General features: G+C 68.5%; 21 protein-coding genes. 9 read left to right on the top strand and 12 right to left on the bottom strand.

Translation table 11 applies throughout. From position 1 onward, the window contains the following. Positions 1-11 precede the first annotated feature (11 nt). Positions 12-1,811 carry a YibE/F family protein gene (locus tag ACHBTE_RS09870; protein WP_394723202.1) on the top strand — a complete coding sequence of 600 codons (1,800 nt, stop codon included), beginning with the start codon at positions 12-14 and terminating at the stop codon, positions 1,809-1,811. Positions 1,812-1,994: 183 nt separating this feature from the next. Here ACHBTE_RS09870 and ACHBTE_RS09865 read toward each other — a convergent pair whose 3' ends face one another. From ACHBTE_RS09865 to ACHBTE_RS09850, 4 genes are all read right to left on the bottom strand, one after another. Next, positions 1,995-2,432, bottom strand: coding sequence for an SsgA family sporulation/cell division regulator (locus ACHBTE_RS09865; RefSeq protein ID WP_394723200.1), 438 nt, complete (start codon positions 2,430-2,432; stop codon positions 1,995-1,997). Positions 2,433-2,530: 98 nt separating this feature from the next. Next, positions 2,531-3,319, bottom strand: a complete 789-nt coding sequence (locus ACHBTE_RS09860; protein WP_394723199.1) for an IclR family transcriptional regulator — start codon at positions 3,317-3,319, stop codon at positions 2,531-2,533. 268 nt (positions 3,320-3,587) lie between these two features. Then, positions 3,588-3,800 (bottom strand): DUF5326 family protein, encoded by a 213-nt coding sequence (locus tag ACHBTE_RS09855; protein WP_030048440.1) that lies wholly within the window; start codon positions 3,798-3,800, stop codon positions 3,588-3,590. Positions 3,801-3,980: 180 nt separating this feature from the next. Further along, complete coding sequence (locus ACHBTE_RS09850) at positions 3,981-4,298, bottom strand: cupin domain-containing protein (protein WP_019755167.1); 318 nt, start codon at positions 4,296-4,298, stop codon at positions 3,981-3,983. A 61-nt stretch (positions 4,299-4,359) separates the two neighbouring features. Here ACHBTE_RS09850 and ACHBTE_RS09845 point away from each other — a divergent pair, with 61 nt between their 5' ends. The 5 genes from ACHBTE_RS09845 to ACHBTE_RS09825 all read left to right on the top strand — a co-directional run bounded on the left by ACHBTE_RS09845 (position 4,360) and on the right by ACHBTE_RS09825 (position 8,155). Continuing rightward, positions 4,360-4,737 (top strand): phage holin family protein, encoded by a 378-nt coding sequence (locus tag ACHBTE_RS09845; RefSeq protein WP_394723198.1) that lies wholly within the window; start codon positions 4,360-4,362, stop codon positions 4,735-4,737. A 22-nt stretch (positions 4,738-4,759) separates the two neighbouring features. Beyond that, on the top strand, positions 4,760-5,251 hold the full coding sequence (locus ACHBTE_RS09840; protein WP_394723197.1) for a low molecular weight protein-tyrosine-phosphatase: 492 nt from the start codon (positions 4,760-4,762) through the stop codon (positions 5,249-5,251). Continuing rightward, positions 5,248-6,435 carry a cystathionine gamma-lyase gene (locus ACHBTE_RS09835; RefSeq protein WP_394723196.1) on the top strand — a complete coding sequence of 396 codons (1,188 nt, stop codon included), beginning with the start codon at positions 5,248-5,250 and terminating at the stop codon, positions 6,433-6,435. The genes ACHBTE_RS09840 and ACHBTE_RS09835 overlap by 4 nt, the downstream gene beginning before the upstream one ends. Before the next feature lie 230 nt (positions 6,436-6,665). Next, a complete protein-coding gene (locus ACHBTE_RS09830; protein WP_394723195.1) occupies positions 6,666-7,571 on the top strand; it encodes a LysR family transcriptional regulator in 906 nt (301 codons plus the stop codon). A 101-nt stretch (positions 7,572-7,672) separates the two neighbouring features. Next, entirely contained in the window at positions 7,673-8,155 is a 483-nt protein-coding gene (locus tag ACHBTE_RS09825; protein ID WP_394723194.1) for an NUDIX domain-containing protein, read from the top strand. Positions 8,156-8,231: 76 nt separating this feature from the next. Here ACHBTE_RS09825 and ACHBTE_RS09820 read toward each other — a convergent pair whose 3' ends face one another. Then, positions 8,232-9,620, bottom strand: a complete 1,389-nt coding sequence (locus ACHBTE_RS09820) for a globin domain-containing protein (RefSeq protein ID WP_394723193.1) — start codon at positions 9,618-9,620, stop codon at positions 8,232-8,234. Between the two features lie 618 nt (positions 9,621-10,238). Between ACHBTE_RS09820 and ACHBTE_RS09815 the strand changes: the two genes are divergently transcribed. Beyond that, a complete protein-coding gene (locus ACHBTE_RS09815; RefSeq protein WP_394723192.1) occupies positions 10,239-11,108 on the top strand; it encodes a GNAT family N-acetyltransferase in 870 nt (289 codons plus the stop codon). An 83-nt stretch (positions 11,109-11,191) separates the two neighbouring features. Here ACHBTE_RS09815 and ACHBTE_RS09810 read toward each other — a convergent pair whose 3' ends face one another. Beyond that, on the bottom strand, positions 11,192-11,614 hold the full coding sequence (locus ACHBTE_RS09810) for a heme-binding protein (protein WP_394723191.1): 423 nt from the start codon (positions 11,612-11,614) through the stop codon (positions 11,192-11,194). An 89-nt stretch (positions 11,615-11,703) separates the two neighbouring features. Further along, positions 11,704-12,942, bottom strand: coding sequence for an MFS transporter (locus ACHBTE_RS09805; RefSeq protein ID WP_394723190.1), 1,239 nt, complete (start codon positions 12,940-12,942; stop codon positions 11,704-11,706). Between the two features lie 215 nt (positions 12,943-13,157). Between ACHBTE_RS09805 and ACHBTE_RS09800 the strand changes: the two genes are divergently transcribed. Continuing rightward, complete coding sequence (locus tag ACHBTE_RS09800; protein ID WP_394723189.1) at positions 13,158-13,610, top strand: GNAT family N-acetyltransferase; 453 nt, start codon at positions 13,158-13,160, stop codon at positions 13,608-13,610. A 47-nt stretch (positions 13,611-13,657) separates the two neighbouring features. Here the strand turns inward: ACHBTE_RS09800 and ACHBTE_RS09795 are convergent, their stop codons facing one another. Both ACHBTE_RS09795 and dnaB read right to left on the bottom strand, forming a co-directional pair. Then, positions 13,658-15,049 carry a serine hydrolase domain-containing protein gene (locus ACHBTE_RS09795; protein ID WP_394723188.1) on the bottom strand — a complete coding sequence of 464 codons (1,392 nt, stop codon included), beginning with the start codon at positions 15,047-15,049 and terminating at the stop codon, positions 13,658-13,660. Positions 15,050-15,110: 61 nt separating this feature from the next. Further along, positions 15,111-16,589 carry a replicative DNA helicase gene (gene dnaB, locus ACHBTE_RS09790; RefSeq protein ID WP_394723187.1) on the bottom strand — a complete coding sequence of 493 codons (1,479 nt, stop codon included), beginning with the start codon at positions 16,587-16,589 and terminating at the stop codon, positions 15,111-15,113. A gap of 459 nt (positions 16,590-17,048) precedes the next feature. Between dnaB and ACHBTE_RS09785 the strand changes: the two genes are divergently transcribed. Then, complete coding sequence (locus tag ACHBTE_RS09785; protein WP_394723186.1) at positions 17,049-18,386, top strand: MATE family efflux transporter; 1,338 nt, start codon at positions 17,049-17,051, stop codon at positions 18,384-18,386. 161 nt (positions 18,387-18,547) lie between these two features. Here the strand turns inward: ACHBTE_RS09785 and rplI are convergent, their stop codons facing one another. From rplI to ACHBTE_RS09770, 3 genes are all read right to left on the bottom strand, one after another. Then, positions 18,548-18,994 carry a 50S ribosomal protein L9 gene (gene rplI, locus ACHBTE_RS09780; RefSeq protein WP_394723185.1) on the bottom strand — a complete coding sequence of 149 codons (447 nt, stop codon included), beginning with the start codon at positions 18,992-18,994 and terminating at the stop codon, positions 18,548-18,550. Between the two features lie 18 nt (positions 18,995-19,012). Then, complete coding sequence (gene rpsR / locus ACHBTE_RS09775; protein WP_003949403.1) at positions 19,013-19,249, bottom strand: 30S ribosomal protein S18; 237 nt, start codon at positions 19,247-19,249, stop codon at positions 19,013-19,015. Between the two features lie 81 nt (positions 19,250-19,330). Continuing rightward, entirely contained in the window at positions 19,331-19,915 is a 585-nt protein-coding gene (locus tag ACHBTE_RS09770) for a single-stranded DNA-binding protein (RefSeq protein WP_394723183.1), read from the bottom strand. Between the last annotated feature and the right edge of the window lie 38 nt (positions 19,916-19,953).

The raw sequence follows: 19,953 nt of genomic DNA, 5'->3' as shown, positions 1-19,953 counted from the left end.
ATGATCGGTCGGTGACCACGACGCATGAACCTCCGTACCCACCGCCCGAGCCGCGCCGTGGCTCCGGCTTCGGAAACGGCCCCGCCCTGGGCAACGGCCGCACGGACGGCCCGGGTTCGGCGGTCCCTCGCGGCAGATACGAGGGTGGCTACGACGGCGGATACGGCCGGGGTTCCGGAGAAGGCGCCGACGATCATGCTGCTGGTTCCGGCGGCTGGGGCGAGCACGGTCGGGTGCCGGGGAGTGGCTATGGTCACAGTCACGACTCAGGTGGCCATGGGCACGGGCACGACTCAGGTGGCCATGGGCACGGGCACGACTCAGGCGGGCGTGGGCACGGTCATGGCTCCGGCGGCTCGCACGGCGGCGGTGACAGCGGTGGCGGTACCGGTGGCGGTGGCGGTGGCGGTGCGGATGGTGGCGGTGGTGCCGGTGGCGGTGGCGGTCATGGGCACTCGCACAGTCACGCCCACGGTCCCGCGACGCCCGTCTCCCGGCATCTGCGCAAGGTCATCGCGGCGGTCCTGATCCCGTTCACCGCGGCGGTGCTGGTGGGGCTCGTGGTGCTCTGGCCGGGCGGTGCCCCGCCGCACGAGCGCACCGGGGTGGGCTTCGACCGGCAGACGCAGCAGGCGACGGTCACCAAGGTGGTCGAGCTGAGCTGCAAGGAGGTGGGAGCCTCGGGCGTGCCACCGACCGGCGACACCTCCACCGCCGAAGGCTCCTCCGCCGTGCAACAGGAGCAGGGCACCTGCAAGAAGGCGACGATCCGCGTCGACACGGGCAAGGACAAGGGCCGTACGTTCACGGAGATCGTGCAGCCCGACCAGTCACGGCAGTTGCACGAGGGCCAGGAGGTCGTGGTCGCCTACGAGCCCTCGGCCCCCAAGGATCTCCAGTACTCGGTCACCGATGTGAACCGGCGCGTACCGCTGGCCGTGCTCGCCGGCATCTTCGCGGTCGCCGTGGTGATCGTCGGGCGGCTGCGCGGGGTCATGGCGCTGATCTCGCTGGCCATCAGCTTCATGGTGCTCACCTTCTTCATCCTGCCGGCGATCCTCCAGGGCTCGAACCCGCTGGTCGTGGCGGTGGTCGGGTCGAGCGCCATCATGCTCATCGCCCTGTACCTCTGCCACGGCCTGTCCGCCCGTACGTCCGTGGCCGTGCTCGGCACACTGATCTCGCTGTTGCTGATCGGCGTCCTCGGCTCGGTGTTCATCGACTGGGCCGCGCTCACCGGCAACACGGACGACAACACCGGCCTGATCCACGGCCTGTACCCGTCGATCGACATGAGCGGTCTGCTGCTCGCCGGCATCATCATCGGCTCGCTCGGCGTCCTCGACGACGTGACGGTCACCCAGACGTCCGCGGTCTGGGAGCTGCACGAGGCCAACCCGGCGATGGGCTGGCGCGGACTGTACCGGGCGGGTATCCGGATCGGCCGCGACCACATCGCTTCCGTCGTCAACACCCTTGTCCTCGCCTACGCGGGCGCCGCGCTGCCGCTGCTGCTGCTCTTCTCGATCGCGCAGAGCGGGGTCGGCACGGTCGCCAACAGTGAGCTGGTGGCCGAGGAAATCGTCCGCACCTTGGTGGGCTCGATCGGCCTGGTCGCGTCGGTGCCGGTCACCACGGCTCTCGCGGCCCTGGTGGTCTCCGCGGACCGACCCGAGAAGGGGGGCGTGCCCGCAGGGGCCCAGCCGGTCACTCCAGGTGCGCAACCGGCCGCCGGTCAGCCGTCTCCTGGCCGGCCGGCTCTTGGGCAACAGGCTCAGCGTGGCGGACGGGGCCGACGGCGCAAACGGTGACGGCCACGGCCGGGTTCGCCCCGCCGTCGCCCTCACCCTCGCCCTCGCCCAGCGAACCGGCCTCGTACATCGGACCCCCCTCGCACATCGAGCCCCCGCACCCATCGGAGCGCTCTCTCGCGCCGGACGGCACCGCACCCGGCGAAGCGTTACGCCACCCCCGCTCGCGCCGCCGTAAAGCCCTCAGCCCGCGCTCTGCTCCTCGGCCAGGATGCGGTCCAGTGCCTCGTCGAGGTGTGCGTCGAAGTCGGCGAGGGCGCCCTCCTGGCCGAGCGGCACCAGCTTGTCGGTGCGGTCCAGGAAGGCCACGAGCGGCGCCACCGAAGAGCGGAACAGCGCCTGGTCGGCGCCCACCTGAAGCCGGATCATGACATCACCCAGGGTCTCGGCACCGGCCGGCGACACTCGTACGTCGCCCTCCCCGCACGGTCGGCCGACTCCGTCGACCAGCAACTCGCGGCCGAACGCCCATGTCACCGGGGCATCCCCGGGCAGGTGGAACGTCAGCCGTACGGCATAGGGATCGCAGGTCTCGTAGCGCAGCTCCACCGGGATGCGGAAAGAGAGCTCCTCGGAGACGAGGAAGCTCATCATGACCTCTGCCTGTACGGACTCTCGCATCGCCTACCCCGTCGTTTGCCGTCGACTGGCCGGGAAACGGCTCCCGACACTGGTGGAATCTTGCTGAACGTACACGAGAGATCACAAGGAGTGAGTTTTCAGATACTGATAGAGATCGCGAGTGACCCCAGCAGGCGTCCGACTTGGTCCTGTAGTTGCTGGGCCGCCGACAGCAGCCGGTCGGCCTGGTGAACAGGCAGGGAGATGGCCATCGTCGCGGCCGTGGTGCCCACCGTGATCGGGATCGCCGCACACACCGTGCCCAGCGCGTACTCCTGACGTTCGGTCACCGGCTCCATGCGGCGGGCCCGGTCCAGGCGTCGGAGCAGGGCGCTGTTGTCGCGCACCGTGTACGGGGTGATGGCCTGCACGGGATGACGGTCGAGGTGGTCCCGGCGGTCCTCCTCGTCCAGCTGGGACAGCAGGCACTGGCCGATGGCGTGCGCATGGGCGGTCTCCCGGAAGTCGGCCCATTCCTCGACCGCCGGATTGCCGGGGGTGTCGGACACGCACATGACCTCGATCTCGCCCTCGCGATACAGGGCGTAGTACACGGGGACCCCGATGGCGTCACGACACTGGGCCAGCGCGTCCGCGACGGTGCTGCGACGTTTCTGCTGGGCTCCACTGCTGCTCAGCCGCTCGGCCGCCTCGCCGAGGAAGAACAGCCCTTTGTCGCGGCTCAGATAGCCCTCGTGCACCAGGGTGCGCAGCAGGTGATACGCGGTGGGAAGCGCCAGGCCCGTCTCGCGGGCGAGCTGCTTGGCGGGCGCGCCGTACTGGTGCCCGGCGACGCATTCCAGCAGGCGCATGGCCCGCTGGACGGACCCGATGAGCGTCGCGGAGGACGACTGCTCGGAGGAGTTCGGGGACGCCTGCCGTGGCACCTGGGCAACGGAGGAACACGGCCGTCCGACGGATGCGTGGGGGTCTGAGGGTGCGGTGTCAACCGTGGCCAAGGGTTACTCCCGAAGCGCGAGGGGGGAGCCCGTGCTGGGGAACACGGGTTGGGGTGCACGCCGCTCACGGGGTCTTCCCCGCGTCGATTTCCGGACTCTATTCGCCTGTCACCGCTTGCAGACGCGCCGCCCGGAAAACTTCCCTCGCCCGAGGGAACCGGCAATTCCTGTTACCGCACCCCTGGCCTCACGGCCCTCACCAGTCGCTGCGCGACGAGGAACTCGAGGTGAACTTCCGTACGACGTAGATCAGTCCACCGACCAGGGCCACGAACACCAGCACCTTGAAGAGCAACCCGATGACGAACCCGACGACGCTGGCTATCAACCCGCCGAACACGACCAGGGCGATGACCGGCACCGCGATCCACTTCACCCACCACGGCAGTCCCGCGAAGATCTCACGCATCGCCCTCGTCCTCATCTCTCCGACCATCGCTGTGCCGGGTCCTGATCCTTCGAATCTGCCGATTTCTCTGAATCTGCTGATTCCCTGCACTCGATGCTAGGGCCGGCAGGTGCCCCGGCGGGGCCCTCGCAGCCCTTGTCCTCCCCTGATCGAACCCCTAGGGAACCCTGAGGTCGAAGGTCAGCTCTCGGGCGGAGAGAACACCACGAGCACCCTCAGGTCCTCGCTGATGTGATGGAACTTGTGGGCGACTCCGGCCGGCACGTACACCACGCTGCCGCGCGCCACCTGAGTGGTCTCCATGCCGACGGTGATCTGGGCCCGGCCGCTCACAACGAAGTAGACCTCGTCCTGATTGTGCGGCTTCTGTGGATCGTGCTCCCCGGCGTTGAGCGCGTAGAGACCGACCGACATGTTCCGCTCCCGCAGAAACTGCAGGTAGGCGCCCTCGTTGGCGGCGCGCTCCGCCTCCAGTTCATCCAGCCGGAATGCCTTCATCGCTCTTGTCCGCCCTCGTCACCCGTGCTCATGGCCGATTACGTCTGCCACGATCAGACACATGAAGAATTTCGTAGTCAAGACGATCGCCAACGCGGGCGCCCTGGCGGTCGCCGTCTGGCTGCTCGACAAGATCACCCTCACCGGTGACAGCACGGGCAAGAAGATCGGCACCCTCATACTCGTCGCGCTGCTCTTCGGCCTGGTGAACTTCCTGGTCAAGCCCATAGTCAAGCTCTTGAGCCTGCCGCTGCTCATTTTGACCCTCGGCCTGTTCACATTGATCGTCAACGCGCTGATGCTGTTGCTGACATCGTGGCTCGCGGACAAGCTCGACCTGAGCTTCCACGTCGACGGGTTCTGGACCGCCGTACTCGGTGGCCTGATCATCTCGATCGTCTCGTGGGCCCTCAACATGATCCTTCCCGACGGGGACTGAACAGACGGGGACCGAACATCCGATGACCTACCGCGTCTGCTTCGTCTGCACCGGCAACATCTGCCGCTCGCCGATGGCCGAGTCCGTCTTCCGCGCACGTGTCGAGGAGGCCGGGCTCGGCGGTCTGGTCGAGGTCGACAGCGCCGGCACCGGTGGCTGGCACGAGGGCGATCCCGCCGACCCGCGCACCGTCTCCGTCCTGGAGGAGCACGGCTTCGACAGCGGCCACACAGCCCGGCAGTTCCGGCCGTCCTGGTTCGACCGCCTCGACCTCGTCATCGCGCTCGACGACAGCCATCTCAAGGCCCTGCGCCGCATCGCGCCCTCACCAAAGGACGCGGCGAAGGTGCGGCTGCTGCGTTCCTACGATCCCGCCGCGGGCGACGACCTGGACGTGCCCGACCCGTACTACGGCGGCAGGGACGGCTTCGATGAGTGCCTCGCGATGGTGGAGGCTGCAAGCACGGGCCTGCTTGCAGCGGTCCGCGAGCGGGTGGAAGGACGGGCGGCATGAGCGGCACGCACGCGCGGGGGTGGCAGCAGGGACAGGATCGCGGGCCGGAACGGAGGCTTCCGGTCGGCGGCGACGGCACGCGCGTGGTGCGGGCCGGGCTGCCCGAGCCGGTCAAGTACGAGCCGACCCTGCCGGGCCCGGTGTTCGCCGCCCACTACCACCTGCCGGGCGAGCCCACCGGCCCGTACACCTACGGCCGCGACGAGAATCCGACCTGGACCCACCTGGAGCGCGCCATCGGCGAGCTGGAGGCGCCGGGGGAGGACGGTATCGAGACGCTGGTCTTCCCCTCGGGCATGGCCGCGACCTCGTCGGTGCTCTTCTCCCAGCTACGCACCGGCGACGCCGTCGTCCTGCCCAGCGACGGCTATCAGGCGCTGCCTCTGGCGCGGGCGCAGTTGGAGGCGTACGGCATCGAGGTGCGCACGGCGCCGACCGGTGGGGACGCTCAACTCGACGTCCTGGACGGCGCGAAACTGCTGTGGATCGAGACGCCGTCCAACCCCGGGCTGGATGTCTGCGACATCTCCCGCCTCGTCGAGGCGGCACACGCGCGGGGCGCCCGCGTCGCCGTCGACAACACGCTCGCGACACCGCTCGGTCAGCGGCCTCTGGAACTCGGCGCCGACTTCTCGGTGGCCAGCGGCACCAAGCAGCTCACGGGACACGGTGACGTGCTCCTCGGATACGTCACCGGCCGCGACAGCGAGGCCATGACCGCCGTACGGCGCTGGCGCAAGATCGTCGGAGCGATTCCGGGGCCCATGGAGGCATGGCTCGCGCACCGTTCGCTCGCCACGCTCCAGTTGCGTGTGGAGCGGCAGAACGCCAATGCCCTCGCGGTCGCCGAAGCGCTGCGGGACTGGCGGGAGGAGCTCGGGGTGCGCTATCCGGGGCTGCCCGACGACCCCTCGCACGCCATCGCCTCGCGGCAGATGCGGCGCTACGGGTGCGTGGTGTCCTTCACGCTGCCCACACGCGCCCGTGCCGAGCGTTTCCTGGAGGCTTTGCGGCTCGTGGACGACGCGACCAGCTTCGGTGGGGTACGGTCCACGGCCGAGCGGCGCGGACGCTGGGGCGGCGACGCCGTACCGGAGGGGTTCGTTCGTATGTCGGTCGGGGCGGAGGACCCCGAGGACCTGGTGGCCGACGTACTGCGCGCGCTGGACGAATCGGCGAAGTGACCTCGCCCCCTGGAGTGCGCCCGTGCTTCACGCAGGTGGTCCGGGCGGTCCGAGCCTCCCCCCTCGTGGCTCGGACCGCCCTCGGTTCCGCGGGCGAAGAACCGCGCGAACAAGGCTAGTTGACTGTCTGTCAGTGTCCAATCACGGTGGCGACAGCGACCTATCGACTTATTTATAGTTGGGCCCTGCCCTGGGGGTGGGGAGAAGGGCGGGGAAGGGGAGGCTGTCGCATGGATCTGGCCTTGCTGCGCACCTTTGTGACCGTGCACCGGGCCGGCTCCTTCACCCGCGCCGCCGCGTTGCTCGGGCTGTCCCAGCCAGCCGTGACCTCACAGATCCGCACCCTGGAACGGCAGTTGGGCCGCCCCCTCTTCCTGCGGCAGGCCCGCGGTGTGACGCCGACGACCATGGGCGACGAACTCGCGCACAAGGCCGCGCCGCATCTCGACGCCCTGGTGGAGATCGCCGAGACAGGAATCGACGACGAGTCCTCCTTACGGTCCCTGCACGTCGGCGGGCCTCCCGAGTTCACCGCCGAGCGGGCGCTGCCCGCACTCACCGAGCTCACCGGCGAGGAGGGCCAGCACTTCGCACTGCGCGCGTCCTTCGGCAACGCCGAGGAGATCCTCGAGGGACTGGCCGCCGGGCATCACGATCTGGCCATCAGCACGGCCCGTCCCCGCGGCGCTCTGCTCACGGCGACTCCGCTCTGCGACGAGGAACATGTCCTCGTGGCGGCTCCGCTGTGGGCCGAGCGCATAGGTTCGGGAATGCTGCGGCGCAAGGGTGCGCATGCGCTGGAGGAAGTCCCGGTGGTGGAGGTGCACGAGTCTCTGCCCTTCGTCTCCCGCTACTGGGCGTCGGTCTACGACTCCCGCCCCGCGGCCCCGGGCACCGTGATCGTCCCCGATCTGCGGGCGGTGCTCGCCTGCGCGGCCACGGGGGCGGGGCTGGCGGTACTGCCCCGCTATCTGTGCGCTGCGGCCTTACGACGTGGGGACATCGTCGCCCTGCATGATCCGCCGGTGCCACCACTGCGGACGTACTTCCTCGTGGTCCGCACCGGCACACTGGCCATGCCGCACATCGCCCGCGCCCATGAGTGGCTGTTGCGAGCCGCTTCCGACTGGGCCTGACGAAGCACCTCGCCCGGCGTGTGCGGGCTTCTCACACCGTCAGCCGGACCGGTGACGTCTCGCGATGTTTCACGTGGAACCAGCCGGGCCACATTTCTCCCATGACCGTCCGACCCGTGGTCAAGCGCACCGCCCGAGCCATCCTTCTGGACGGCGACCATCTCATCCTGATCAAGCGCACCAAGCCCGGTATCGATCCCTACTGGCTCACTCCCGGTGGCGGGGTGGAGCCGACGGACACGACTGTCGTCGAAGCCCTTCACCGGGAGGTGTACGAGGAGCTCGGCGCCAAGATCATCGATGTGGTGCCCTGCTTCGTCGACACCGTCGAGCACATCGGCGAGGACGGCGGAGCGACCGGTGTAAAGGTGCAGCACTTCTTCGTCTGCCGTCTGGAGTCCATGGATCCCTCGCTGCGGCATGGTCCCGAGGTGGACGAGCCCATCGGCGAGTACGAGATCGTGCGGGTGCCGTTCACCCGGGTCGGGATCGCCTCGGTGCATCTCGTACCGCTGTCGCTGCGGCACTACCTGGACGGCAACATCGAGGGCGTCCGTGCGATGCACGCTCCCGATCTGGGCTGACCTGGACTGACCCGCGCATCCCTGGGCTGACCTCGGCCGACCTGAGTGGAGCACCGGCGGCGTCGGTTTGCGGAGGTCAGTTGCCGATGGCGGCGAGCTCCTCCACCGAGTCATGGCGTATGCGGTCCCATGGGATCCCGATGTCCCTCAGGGCGTCCACACCGCTGCGGATCATGCCGGGCGGGCCGGAGACATAGGCGTCGTACTCGGTCCGCGGTCCGTACTCGCGGATGGCTTCGGGAAGCTGGAGCAGTCCGTGCCGGTCCACCACCGGCCGGACCTCCAGCCAGTGGTGCGATTGCTGGAGCCTGAGCATCGTGTCGATGTCGTAGAGGTCATGGTCATTGCGGGCGCCGTAGAAGACCTCGACCGGTCGCCGGTGGCCGTGCTCCGCCACGTCCTCCACCAATGCCTTGATCGGCGCTATGCCGGTGCCTCCACCCACGCAGACCATCCCGCTGTCGGTGGTGTGGTCGACGGTCATCGAACCGGTCGGCGGGCCGAGCCGGATGATGTCCCCCGGTCGCGCGCGATGCACCAGCGCGTTGGAGACCCAGCCCGCGGGCACGGCCTTCACATGGAAGGTCAGCAGACCGTCGGACCGGGGCGCGGAGGCGAAGGAGTAGTGCCGCCAGATCCTCGGCCACCAAGGCGTCTCCAGGCTCGTGTACTGCCCGGCGAGGAAGGGATAGGGCTGGTCAGGGCGGGCGGTGACGACCGCGACGTCCGGCGTTCTGAGGTCGTGCGACACGATTTCCGCGTACCACCAGGCGGGAGCACGCAGTTCGTCCGCCGCAGCCGCGTCGATCATCACCTGCGAGATGGTCGTGTAGGTCCGGACCCAGGCCGCCTCCATCTCCCGGTCCCACACGCCGGCGGCGTACCTGCTCAGCGCGCCGATGAGGCATTCACCGACGGCCGGATAGTGCTCGGGCCGGGTGCCGTACTTGCGGTGGCCGCGGCCGAGGTTCTGCAGATAGTCGACGAGGACGGCTCTGTCGTCGATGTGGTCCGCAGCTGTGAGCAGGGCCTTGAGCAGCCGGTCGCGCTGGGTGTCCATGGCGGCCGGGAACAGGGAGCGCAGGTCGGGGTGGCGCACGAAGAGCAGTGCGTAGAAGTACGAGGTGACCTTGTCGGCTACGGGGGCGATCTCGGCCATCGTCCGGCGGATCAGGATCGCGTCCGGGGAGGCGGCTGCGCCGGGGGCGGGACGCCGGCTCGGAACGTGCGGGTGGGGGGAGGGTGCGGCCTCAGGGGTCGGGGTGAGGCCCGGTATCGAGGGCTGGGGCCGGGCTGTGCCGGCGTGGGCTGGGGCCGTGGGTGGGCCCTGGCCTGGGGCGGAGACGAGGGCGGGCTGCGTCGGGAGACTGTCCGCAGTGGATTCCGGCTGCTTGTGCGGTGTGAACCAGGCGCCCCCGCCGCCGGAAGTGCCGTCGTCGGCCGACGTGGTGGTCGGAGCGTCCATGGTGTGCCTCGCCTCGAACATCTCTCGGTCGGTCTACGCACTTCCGAGACGGAAGGTGCCTGCTTCCCCGTGGCGGCTTGCTCTACCCCATTCGTTGTGTCGACCAATAAGGCCACATGCAACCTGCATTCATGCCCGGAACGGACAAGTAAGGCGAGAGTGTGACATTGGCCGCAGTGCTCTCACCGCAGCATCCCACCGCGCGTGGGCGCTTGGGCCGCATACCCGGGAATGCGGGTCTTCGATCTCTCCGTCCCGTTAGGCTCCATTGCCTTTGCGCTCGGCTCGCACTGAGCCCACATCACGACTCGGACACGAACGGAGTCGACCCTACCGGCCGACGCGCCGATCACAAGTCCCCCCTTCTTCTCGCACAAAGGGCGTGAGGAGACGGGCGAAGGAGGCGGGCGTAGGGGATGGGCGAGAGGGATCAATGAAGGGCGGACAAGGTCCACTTCGAGAGGTCCAGGGATGCTGTCGCCGCCGTCGTCCTCGTTTCACGTGAAACACCCGGCGCCCGTCAGCGCCCAGTGCGGCGGACCATGACATGGCCAAAAGCCCGTCCGTCTACCGGAAACGGCTGGACGACCAGGGCCGTCGTCGGACAGCCTGACCTGCGTGCCGACTCCTTCCTCCGCCGCTCTGCCCATCCGCCGCCTGACGCCTCGCGACCTCACCGCCTGCGCCGACCTGTCCCAGGATCGGGGCTGGCCCCGTGAGGAACACAAGTGGCAGTTCCTCCTCACCGCCGGAAAGGGCTACGGCATCGACGACCCGGACGGCGGGCTCGTCACCGCCTGCGTAGTCACGGAATACGGACCTCAGGACCGCCCCCAGTTGGGTGCCATCGGCATGGTCCTGGTCGCGGAGCGGCACTCGCGGCGAGGCATCGGACGCCGCTTGATGGGTCACGTCGTCTCCGCCATGGGCCCGACACCGCTGACCCTCCATGCCACACCGAACGGCCAACCGTTGTACGAGGAACTCGGCTTCAAAGTGACCGCCCGAGCCGAAATGGTCTGCGGGCACTTCTCGTCGCCCGCCACTTGGAAGCCTCAGGTGGCCACGCGCGCGGCCACTGCCGAAGACCTCCCCGCCATCCTGCGGCTCGACGAGGAGGTGTTCGGCGCCGATCGGACGCACATCATCACGCGGCTGCCCGCATTCGCCGACCAGCTGCGCGTCGCAGAGGAGAACGGCCGGATCATCGGCTACGCGGGTGCCTGGCCCAATATGGACACGCATGTGGTGGGCCCATTGATCGCCCGCGACACGGAGAGCGCCAAGGCCCTGATCGCCTCCCTCGCCGCTCACACCGACCGCCGGTTGCGTACGGACATCGACGTGCGCCATGAGGAGCTGCTGACCTGGGCGAAGGAGCACGGTCTGGCCCCGGTCGCCTTCAACGCGGTCATGACGCACGGCATCGCAGAGCTGCCCGGCGACTGGAGCCGACGTTTCGCTCCACTGACGGTGGCGGCGGGTTGAGGCGCTCGGCTCGCTGAAGCCGCATGACAAACGCCGGTCCCCGTCCGGGGACCGGCGTTTCGTCTTCGCTGCCTGACGCTTGATCAGACAAGGGCCTCGATCGCGGCCGTCGCGAACTGGTGGTCCTGCTCCGGCGCACCGCCGCCCACTCCGACCGCGCCGATCAGCCGGCCGTCGCGGTGGATCGGCACGCCACCGGCGATGAAGAGCAGCGGCCGATCGAGCGCCGTGGGCAGGGTGTGAAAGGGCCCGCCGGGCTGTATGGCGTCGACGAGATCGGCGGTGGGGGCATCGAGCTGTACGGCCGTGTAGGCCTTGCGGGTGCTGGTCTCCCCGGAGATCAGCACAGCCCGGTCGTCCCGTCGGAAGGCGAGCATGTGACCCCCGGCGTCCAGAACGGTGACGCTGACCGTGACCCCGGCGGCCTCGGCGGCCCCGCGGGCGGCGGCGACGAGAGTGTCGGCGTCCTGGGTGGTCAGGTGAGGGACGGCGGTGGCGGTGCTCATGGGGTTTCTCCTTGCAGGGTGGTGCTGAGGGGGGGATGGGGCGCAGCCGGGGTGCTGCGGGGCGGCCCTGCCCCGCAGGACGAGTCGGCTCAGCGGTGTGCGGCGGCTCGCTGCTCGGCGGGCACGGCCTGCACGGCTGGCGCCGCGGGCATGGCGCCGGTGACCACGGTGCTGTCGGTCGCTCGGTCGCGACGCTCCAGCGCGGCCGACAGGACGGCGAGCAGCAACGCGGCAGCGGCAAGGGCGGCGCCGACCCAGTTGGGGGACGTGTAGCCGAAGCCGGCCGCGATGACGATGCCGCCGAGCCAGGCGGAGAGGGCATTGCCGAGGTTGAAGGCACCGATGTTCACGGCCGAGGCGAGCGTCGGGGCGCCGTGCGCCTGGTCGAGGACCCGCTTTTGCAGCGGGGGCACGGTGGCGAAGCCCAGGGCGCCTATCAGCGCGATGGTGACGGCCGCGAGGATCTTGTTCTGCGCCGTGAGCGTGAAGAGCGCGAGAACGACAGCGAGAGCGCCCAGGGAGATGTACAGCATGGGCATCAGCGCTCGGTCGGCGTATTTGCCGCCGATGAGGTTGCCGCCGACCATGCCGAGCCCGAAGAGGACCAGCAGCCAGGTGACGGAGCCGTCGGCGAACCCGGCGACGTGGGTCATCATCGGGGCGATGTACGTGATGGCCGCGAAGACGCCGCCGAAGCCGAGGACCGTCATCGCCATGGCGAGCAGAACCTGGGCGTTCTTGAAAGCGGCCAGCTCGTGGCGCAGGTGGACACCCTGGGGCTTGGGCATGTCGGGGACGAGCTTGGCGATGCCGGCGAGGCCGACGACCCCGAGGGCGGCGACGAGCGCGAAGGTGACGCGCCAGCCGACGGACTGCCCGACGAAGGTGCCGAGCGGGACGCCGACCACGTTGGCGACGGTCAGGCCGGTGAACATCATCGCGATGGCCCCCGCCTTCTTGTCCGGGGCGACCAGATCGGCCGCGACGACCGAGCCGATACCGAAGAAGGCGCCGTGGGCGAGCGAGGCGACCACACGGCCGATCAGCATGACGGTGAAGCCGGGCGCGAGTGCGGACAGCAGATTGCCTGCGATGAACAGACCCATCAGCAGCATCAGCATCCGCTTACGGGACACCTTGGTGCCCAGTACGGTCATCAGTGGAGCGCCGAGGACCACGCCGAGTGCGTATCCGGTCACGAGCAGTCCGGCAGTGGGGATGGAGACCCCGAAATCGCCCGCGACCTCGGGCAGCAGGCCCATGATCACGAACTCGGTCGTTCCGATTCCGAAGGCCCCGATCGCGAGGGCCAGAAGCGCGAGAGGCATGAAGGAGGTACACCTTCCGAGACGATTGCAGGAGCGCTTTACGAGTGATGACAATACTTGCATGCGCGGTATATTTGCAAACGCAGGCTATTGCGACACCGCTCTACTCGGCCCCCAGTCACTCCGGGGCGGTGAAACGCCACGACAGCGACGGGCCCGCGCCTACCGCGCTCGCCCAGAGCCAGTCGCTACCGACGCCCGCATAAGGTGCGGAGATGGAAGATCCTGAGATACGCACCGCCGTCGCAGCCGACGTTCCCGCGATCGTCGGCATGCTCGCGGACGATCCACTAGGCGCCCAGCGCGAATCGCCGGACGATCTGACCCCGTACCTGGCCGCACTGGACCGGCTCACCAGCGATCCGAACCAGTACCTGGTCGTGGCGGTTCGCGAGGGCCGCGTGGTCGGCACTCTCCAGCTCACGATCATTCCCGGGCTGTCCCGGCGTGGCTCCACCCGGTCGATCATCGAAGCCGTGCGTGTCCACGCCGACGAGCGGGGCAGCGGGCTGGGCACGCGGCTCATCGAGTGGGCGATCGAGGAATCCCGCCGACAGAACTGCCAGTTGGTTCAGCTGACCTCCGACAGGACCCGGGAGGACGCACACCGCTTCTACGAGCGGCTCGGCTTCACGGCCTCGCACGTGGGCTTCAAGCTCCCGCTCTGACACAGCGATGCGCCTGTTTCACGTGAAACAGGCGCATCGCCGCACGCTCAGAACGAACCGGTCCCCCGCCAACCGTCGGGATCCACCCCGCCCGGCACAGCGGCGGTCTCGTCATACGGCTGACGGGTGAACACGAACGAGCCGAGGTCCAGATGGTCCACGGTCCCATCCGGGCGTCGCACGGCCTTCAGGAGCTCGCCGGCGTAGTAGCCCTCCAGGCCCGTCCATGTGCCGTCGCCGTTGGCCCGGAATCGCGAGCGGCGGCCCTTGCCGGACAGCGGCTCCAATGAAGCCAGTCCATCAGCGTTCAGCCGCAGAGCAAAGGCATGTGTTCCCCAGTACCACTGGCCCGCCAACTCCAGCTCCACCGCGTCGGCTTCGCTCATCGGCTTCCAGGGCTCTGGGATACGCGGCTCGGCCTCGGCGACGATACGGACGAGATCGGCGGCCACAAGGGACACCTGGGGACCCGACGTGCAGTTGGCCAGCACGACGGCCGCCACGTCGTCCTCGACACTGATCATCAGGCTCGCAAGGAAGCCCGGCAACGATCCGCCATGCCCCACAAGGAGCCGCCCCTCCCTGTGCTGGATCTGCATCCCGAGGCCGTATGCCGCCCCGTCCGCCACATCCGCGGCCTCGGGTGGCGCTGCCGGTGTCCGCAGCTCCCGTACCGACCGAGCACTCAGCACCCGGTCGTCGCCCTTGGTCAGGAAGACGGCGAACCGTGCCAAGTCGGCGGTCGTCGACCACAGTTGACCGGCAGGCGCCATCCGGCCCAGATCCTCGACGGGCTCGGGAAGCATCACATCGGCCCAGGGATGCACGGCCCAGCCACCGGCGTGCGGCGCCTGCGCATGCGCACCCGTTCGGTTCAGTCCCAGAGGCTCGAGCACTTCTCGCCTGAGCACGTCCTCCCACGAAGCGTCCCTCAGCCTCTCGATCAGTGCGCCCAGCAGCGTGTAGCCGGGGTTCGAGTAGTGGAACCGGCGTCCGGACGGATGCAGGAAGGGCTGCTCACCCAGCACATCGGACAGCTCCGGCCGCATGGATCCCGGAGTCCGCTCCCACCAGGGTCCGGGCGACTCGGCCGCCAAGCCAGTGGTGTGCGCGAGCAGTTCCGCGATGGTCGCCTCCCCCGCCCCGGTGCCCGGCAGATGCTTTTCCAGCGGATCTCCGAGGTCGAGCAGGCCCTCGTCGCGCAGCCGCAGCACAAGTACGGCGGTGAAGGTCTTGGTGATCGAACCGATGCGGTACTGCACGTTCTCGTCCGGCCCGTGCCCGTCCACCGAGGTACGCGAGCCGTGCCACACGGCCTTCCCGTCCCGAACGACCGCGGCGACCAGCGAGGGAGCCCGCCCTTCGGCCTGGGCCACGGCGATGCGGTGCAGCAGTGCGCGGCGCGTGCCGGGAAGCAGCTCTTCCTGAGATTTCGTCATGCCCCCAGTCCACCCCGGTGGGCGGTCGGGAGTCGAGTGCATATCCCCCGGGTGCGAAGGATCAGGTCTGTGCCATGTCCACGAACCGCGAGTAGTGGCCCTGAAAGGCGACGGTGATCGTCGCCGTCGGGCCGTTACGGTGCTTGCCCACGATGATGTCCGCCTCGCCGGCGCGCGGCGACTCCTTCTCGTAGGCGTCCTCGCGGTGCAGCAGGATCACCATGTCGGCATCCTGCTCGATGGATCCTGACTCACGCAGGTCGGAGACCATCGGTTTCTTGTCCGTGCGCTGCTCGGGACCACGGTTGAGCTGCGAGAGCGCGATCACCGGGACTTCGAGCTCCTTGGCCAGGAGCTTGAGGTTACGGGACATGTCCGAGACCTCCTGCTGACGGCTCTCGGAGCGCTTCGACCCACCGGACTGCATCAGCTGGAGGTAGTCGATGATCACGAGCTTGATGTCATTGCGCTGCTTCAGCCGGCGGCACTTCGCACGGATCTCCATCATCGACAGGTTCGGGGAGTCGTCGATGTAGAGCGGCGCCGCCGACACCTCGGGCATCCGGCGCGCCAGACGCGTCCAGTCCTCGTCCGTCATCGTGCCGGAACGCATGTGGTGCAGGGCGACGCGTGCCTCGGCCGACAGCAGACGCATCGCGATCTCGTTGCGCCCCATTTCCAGCGAGAAGATGACGCTGGCCAGGTTGTGCTTGATGGATGCCGCTCGTGCGAAGTCCAGTGCGAGCGTGGACTTACCCATGGCCGGGCGGGCCGCGATGACGATCATCTGGCCCGGATGCAGGCCGTTGGTCAGCGAGTCCAGGTCCGTGAATCCCGTGGGGACACCGGTCATCTCACCGCTACGGGAGCCGATCGCCTCGATCTCGTCGAGTGCGCCCTCCATGATGTCGCCGAGCGGCAGATAGTCCTCGCTGGTGCGCTGCTCGGTGACCGCGTAGATCTCGGCCTGTGCGCGGTTGACGATCTCGTCGACGTCGTCGTCGGCCGCGTATCCCATCTGGGTGATGCGGGTACCGGCCTCGACCAGGCGGCGCAGCACGGCGCGCTCATGCACGATCTCCGCGTAGTACTCGGCGTTCGCCGCCGTCGGCACCGTCTGTACCAGGGTGTGGAGATACGAGGCGCCGCCGACCTTGTTGATCTCACCGCGCTTGGTGAGCTCGGCGGCGATGGTGATGGGGTCGGCCGGCTCGCCCTTGGCGTAGACGTCGAGGATCGCCTGGAAGATCGTCTCGTGCGCGGGCTTGTAGAAGTCGTGGCCCTTGAGGACCTCGACGACATCGGCGATGGCGTCCTTCGACAGGAGCATGCCACCCAGCACGGACTGCTCGGCGTCGAGGTCCTGGGGCGGTACCCGTTCGAATGTCGAACCGCCGCCGTCCCACTCGCCGCTGTCCCGGCCTCGATCGTGCTGTTCATCACGGCCCCGTCCGCTGTCACCTCGTCGGCGGGAGGCGGGCAGACGATCGCTGGGACCACTGTCGGCCCACGGATCGTCCAAGGGCTCGGAAATGCTCACCGAGCCACCTCCTCCCGTCCGCGGAGCGGACCTCGCCGTGCCCCTCAGTTCTACGGCACGCCACTGACAAATAAGAGGCCCAACTCCGGTTCTGAGCCGTCGGTTTTATGACGGTTTCCCGGCCGACGGACGGAGTGGGCGCCGGACCACGGTAGGCCCGCGGGCACCGTCAGCCAATCTGGTTATCCACAGGCCATGTGGACGACGGCCCCGATGCTGTGGAGAACTCCGCAAAACCTGTGCACGACACGGTGGACAGCCCTGTGAACAAGCTTCGGGTGATTCCCGGACAGCACTGTTGACCTGCATGTTTACCGTCCACTGGTTGTGCAGAAGAAAAACTTCCCCAGTCGGACCAAGATCGGTTCGAACGCTGCACGGGCGCACACGCCCCAAGACGGTTAGTAAGGGTCCATATACCTTTGCATCTCTTACCTGTGGACGATTAGATTGGTGGCCATGACACAGGCCCCCGCGACCCCCAAGGCCGCACGGCGACAGCACGACCGAGAGATCATCGCGCTGGCCGTCCCGGCATTCGGCGCGCTCGTCGCCGAGCCCCTCTTCGTCATGGTCGACAGCGCGATCGTCGGCCATCTCGGCACCGCCCAGCTCGCCGGCCTGGGAGTCGCCTCGGCCCTCCTCCTGACAGCCGTCAGCGTGTTCGTCTTCCTCGCCTATGCCACAACAGCGGCCGTCGCCCGACGCGTCGGCGCCGGCGACCTCCAGGCCGCCATCCGCCAGGGCATGGACGGGATCTGGCTGGCACTCCTGCTCGGTGCCGCCGTTGTCGCGGTCGTCCTGCCCACGGCACCGTTCCTCGTCGAACTCTTCGGCGCCTCCGACACCGCGGCCCCGTACGCGATCACCTATCTGCGGATATCGGCACTCGGCATCCCGGCCATGCTCGTGGTGCTGGCCGCCACCGGCGTCCTGCGTGGGCTCCAGGACACGAGAACACCGCTCTATGTCGCCATCGCGGGGTTCATCGCCAACGCCGCCCTCAACGCAGGTCTTGTCTACGGCGCCGACCTCGGTATCGCAGGCTCCGCCTGGGGCACCGTGATCGCCCAGTGCGGCATGGCCGCGGCCTATCTCGTGGTCGTCGTGCGCGGCGCGCATAAGCACGGTGCGTCCCTGCGTCCGGACGCTGCCGGCATCAGAGCCTCGGCACAGGCCGGGGTCCCCCTCCTGGTCCGTACCCTGTCACTGCGGGCCATTCTCATGATCGCCACAGCCGTCGCCGCCCGCCTCGGGGACGCCGACATCGCCGCGCACCAGATCATCCTGTCGCTGTGGAGCCTGCTCGCCTTCGCCCTGGACGCCATCGCCATTGCCGGGCAGGCCATCATCGGGCGCTACCTCGGGGCAGGCGACGCCGAAGGGGCCCGCGCTGCCTGCCGCCGCATGGTGGAGTGGGGCATCGCGGCCGGCGTCATCCTCGGCCTGCTCGTCGTGCTTGCCCGACCACTGTTCCTGCCGTTGTTCACCAGCGATTCGGCCGTCCAGGACACAGCTCTCCCTGCCCTGCTCGTAGTGGCAATCTCCCAGCCGATCTGCGGTGTCGTCTTCGTCCTCGACGGCGTCCTGATGGGCGCAGGCGATGGTCCCTACCTGGCCTGGGCCATGGTGGTCACGCTGGCTGTATTCACTCCCGTGGCACTGCTCGTCCCCGCGGTCGGCGGCGGTCTCACAGCAGTCTGGGCGGCCATGACCCTGATGATGGCGGTGCGCATGCTGACGCTCTGGCTGCGTACGCGCTCGGGCCGCTGGATCGTCACCGGCGCCACGCGCTGACTGTTTCACGTGAAACACGGCGTTTCACGTGAAACAGATGAACAGCTCGGACCGGTCGCCTGACGGTCCATCCTGGCGAGGCCGCAGTGCGGCAGAACAAAGGGGCCGCACCCACGCGGGGTGCGGCCCCTTCATTTCAGCTGTTCAGCCGAGCGCGGCGATCAGCCCGCGATGACCTCGATGTTGACCTTGGCGGCAACCTCGGGGTGCAGACGCACGGACGTCTCGTGGGCGCCCAGGGTCTTGATCGGCGCACCGAGCTCGATGCGGCGCTTGTCGACCTCGGGACCACCGGCAGCCTTGATCGCGGAAGCGATGTCGGCCGGGGTGACGGAACCGAAGAGACGACCGGCGTCGCCGGAGCGAACGGCCAGACGAACCTTGACCCCTTCGAGCTGGCCCTTGATCTGGTTGGCCTGCTCGATGGTCTGGATCTCGTGGATCTTGCGAGCACGGCGGATCTGCTCGACGTCCTTCTCGCCACCCTTGGTCCAGCGGATAGCGAACTTCCGCGGGATCAGGTAGTTGCGAGCGTAACCGTCCTTGACGTCGACGACGTCGCCCGCGGCGCCGAGGCCGGAGACCTCGTGGGTGAGGATGATCTTCATGTTTCGGTCACCCTTCCCTTATCGCGCGGTGGAGGTGTAGGGCAGCAGCGCCATCTCACGGCTGTTCTTGACGGCCGTGGCGACGTCACGCTGGTGCTGCGTGCAGTTGCCGGTCACGCGGCGGGCACGGATCTTGCCGCGGTCGGAAATGAACTTCCGCAGCATGTTCGTGTCCTTGTAGTCCACGTACGTGACCTTGTCCTTGCAGAAAGCGCAGACCTTCTTCTTCGGCTTGCGCACAGGCGGCTTCGCCATGATGTTTCTCCTGTGTGATCAAGAAGTTTGGGTACGACCCGCCCTTGACCTGGACCGGCCTCGAAGGCCGGACCCATAGGTCTAGAAGGGGGGCTCGTCCGAGTAGCCGCCACCGCCGCCGGAGCCACCGCCCCAGCCGCCGCCACCGCCGCCGCCCTGCTGGCCACCGGCGGGAGCACCGGTCGCCCACGGGTCGTCGGCGGGAGCACCGCCGCCCTGCTGGCCGCCGCCGGGACCGCCGCCCCAGTTGCCGCCACCCTGGCCGCCGCCACCGCCGCCGTAACCGCCCTGGCCACCGCGACCGCTGGTCTTGGTGACCTTGGCCGTGGCGTTGCGCAGGCTGGCGCCGACTTCCTCGACGTCCAGCTCGTAGACCGTGCGCTTGACGCCCTCGCGGTCTTCGTACGACCGCTGCTTCAGCCGGCCCTGCACGATCACGCGCATGCCTCGCTGGAGCGACTCCGCGACGTTCTCCGCCGCCTGGCGCCAGACCGAGCAGGTCAGGAAGAGGCTTTCGCCGTCCTTCCACTCGTTGGTCTGGCGGTCGAAGGTGCGGGGCGTGGACGCGACACGGAACTTCGCGACCGCCGCACCGGAGGGGGTGAAGCGCAGCTCGGGGTCGTCGACAAGATTGCCGACGACCGTGATGACGGTCTCGCCTGCCATGGGGGAACCTCTCGGCGGGTTTGCTGCTCTGGCTGCTT

The sequence above is a fragment of the Streptomyces sp. M41 genome (assembly GCF_043673425.1).
Taxonomy (GTDB): Bacteria; Actinomycetota; Actinomycetes; order Streptomycetales; family Streptomycetaceae; genus Streptomyces.
Note: the sequence above shows the minus strand (reverse complement) of the source record. Positions and strands in the feature narration are given on the sequence as shown.

Excerpts from the sequence above, each read along its gene's own strand:
- ACHBTE_RS09805 (WP_394723190.1), bottom strand. The coding sequence starts at position 12,942 with ATGCCTCTCGCGCTTCTGGCCCTCGCGATCGGGGCCTTCGGAATCGGA.
- ACHBTE_RS09795 (WP_394723188.1), bottom strand. The coding sequence starts at position 15,049 with ATGACGAAATCTCAGGAAGAGCTGCTTCCCGGCACGCGCCGCGCACTG.
- ACHBTE_RS09855 (WP_030048440.1), bottom strand. The coding sequence starts at position 3,800 with ATGCGTGAGATCTTCGCGGGACTGCCGTGGTGGGTGAAGTGGATCGCG.
- ACHBTE_RS09825 (WP_394723194.1), top strand. The coding sequence starts at position 7,673 with ATGACCGTCCGACCCGTGGTCAAGCGCACCGCCCGAGCCATCCTTCTG.
- rplI (WP_394723185.1), bottom strand. The coding sequence starts at position 18,994 with ATGAAGATCATCCTCACCCACGAGGTCTCCGGCCTCGGCGCCGCGGGC.
- ACHBTE_RS09800 (WP_394723189.1), top strand. The coding sequence starts at position 13,158 with ATGGAAGATCCTGAGATACGCACCGCCGTCGCAGCCGACGTTCCCGCG.
- ACHBTE_RS09770 (WP_394723183.1), bottom strand. The coding sequence starts at position 19,915 with ATGGCAGGCGAGACCGTCATCACGGTCGTCGGCAATCTTGTCGACGAC.
- ACHBTE_RS09850 (WP_019755167.1), bottom strand. The coding sequence starts at position 4,298 with ATGAAGGCATTCCGGCTGGATGAACTGGAGGCGGAGCGCGCCGCCAAC.
- ACHBTE_RS09865 (WP_394723200.1), bottom strand. The coding sequence starts at position 2,432 with ATGCGAGAGTCCGTACAGGCAGAGGTCATGATGAGCTTCCTCGTCTCC.
- ACHBTE_RS09785 (WP_394723186.1), top strand. The coding sequence starts at position 17,049 with ATGACACAGGCCCCCGCGACCCCCAAGGCCGCACGGCGACAGCACGAC.
- ACHBTE_RS09845 (WP_394723198.1), top strand. The coding sequence starts at position 4,360 with ATGAAGAATTTCGTAGTCAAGACGATCGCCAACGCGGGCGCCCTGGCG.
- ACHBTE_RS09810 (WP_394723191.1), bottom strand. The coding sequence starts at position 11,614 with ATGAGCACCGCCACCGCCGTCCCTCACCTGACCACCCAGGACGCCGAC.
- ACHBTE_RS09830 (WP_394723195.1), top strand. The coding sequence starts at position 6,666 with ATGGATCTGGCCTTGCTGCGCACCTTTGTGACCGTGCACCGGGCCGGC.
- ACHBTE_RS09820 (WP_394723193.1), bottom strand. The coding sequence starts at position 9,620 with ATGGACGCTCCGACCACCACGTCGGCCGACGACGGCACTTCCGGCGGC.
- rpsR (WP_003949403.1), bottom strand. The coding sequence starts at position 19,249 with ATGGCGAAGCCGCCTGTGCGCAAGCCGAAGAAGAAGGTCTGCGCTTTC.
- ACHBTE_RS09840 (WP_394723197.1), top strand. The coding sequence starts at position 4,760 with ATGACCTACCGCGTCTGCTTCGTCTGCACCGGCAACATCTGCCGCTCG.
- ACHBTE_RS09835 (WP_394723196.1), top strand. The coding sequence starts at position 5,248 with ATGAGCGGCACGCACGCGCGGGGGTGGCAGCAGGGACAGGATCGCGGG.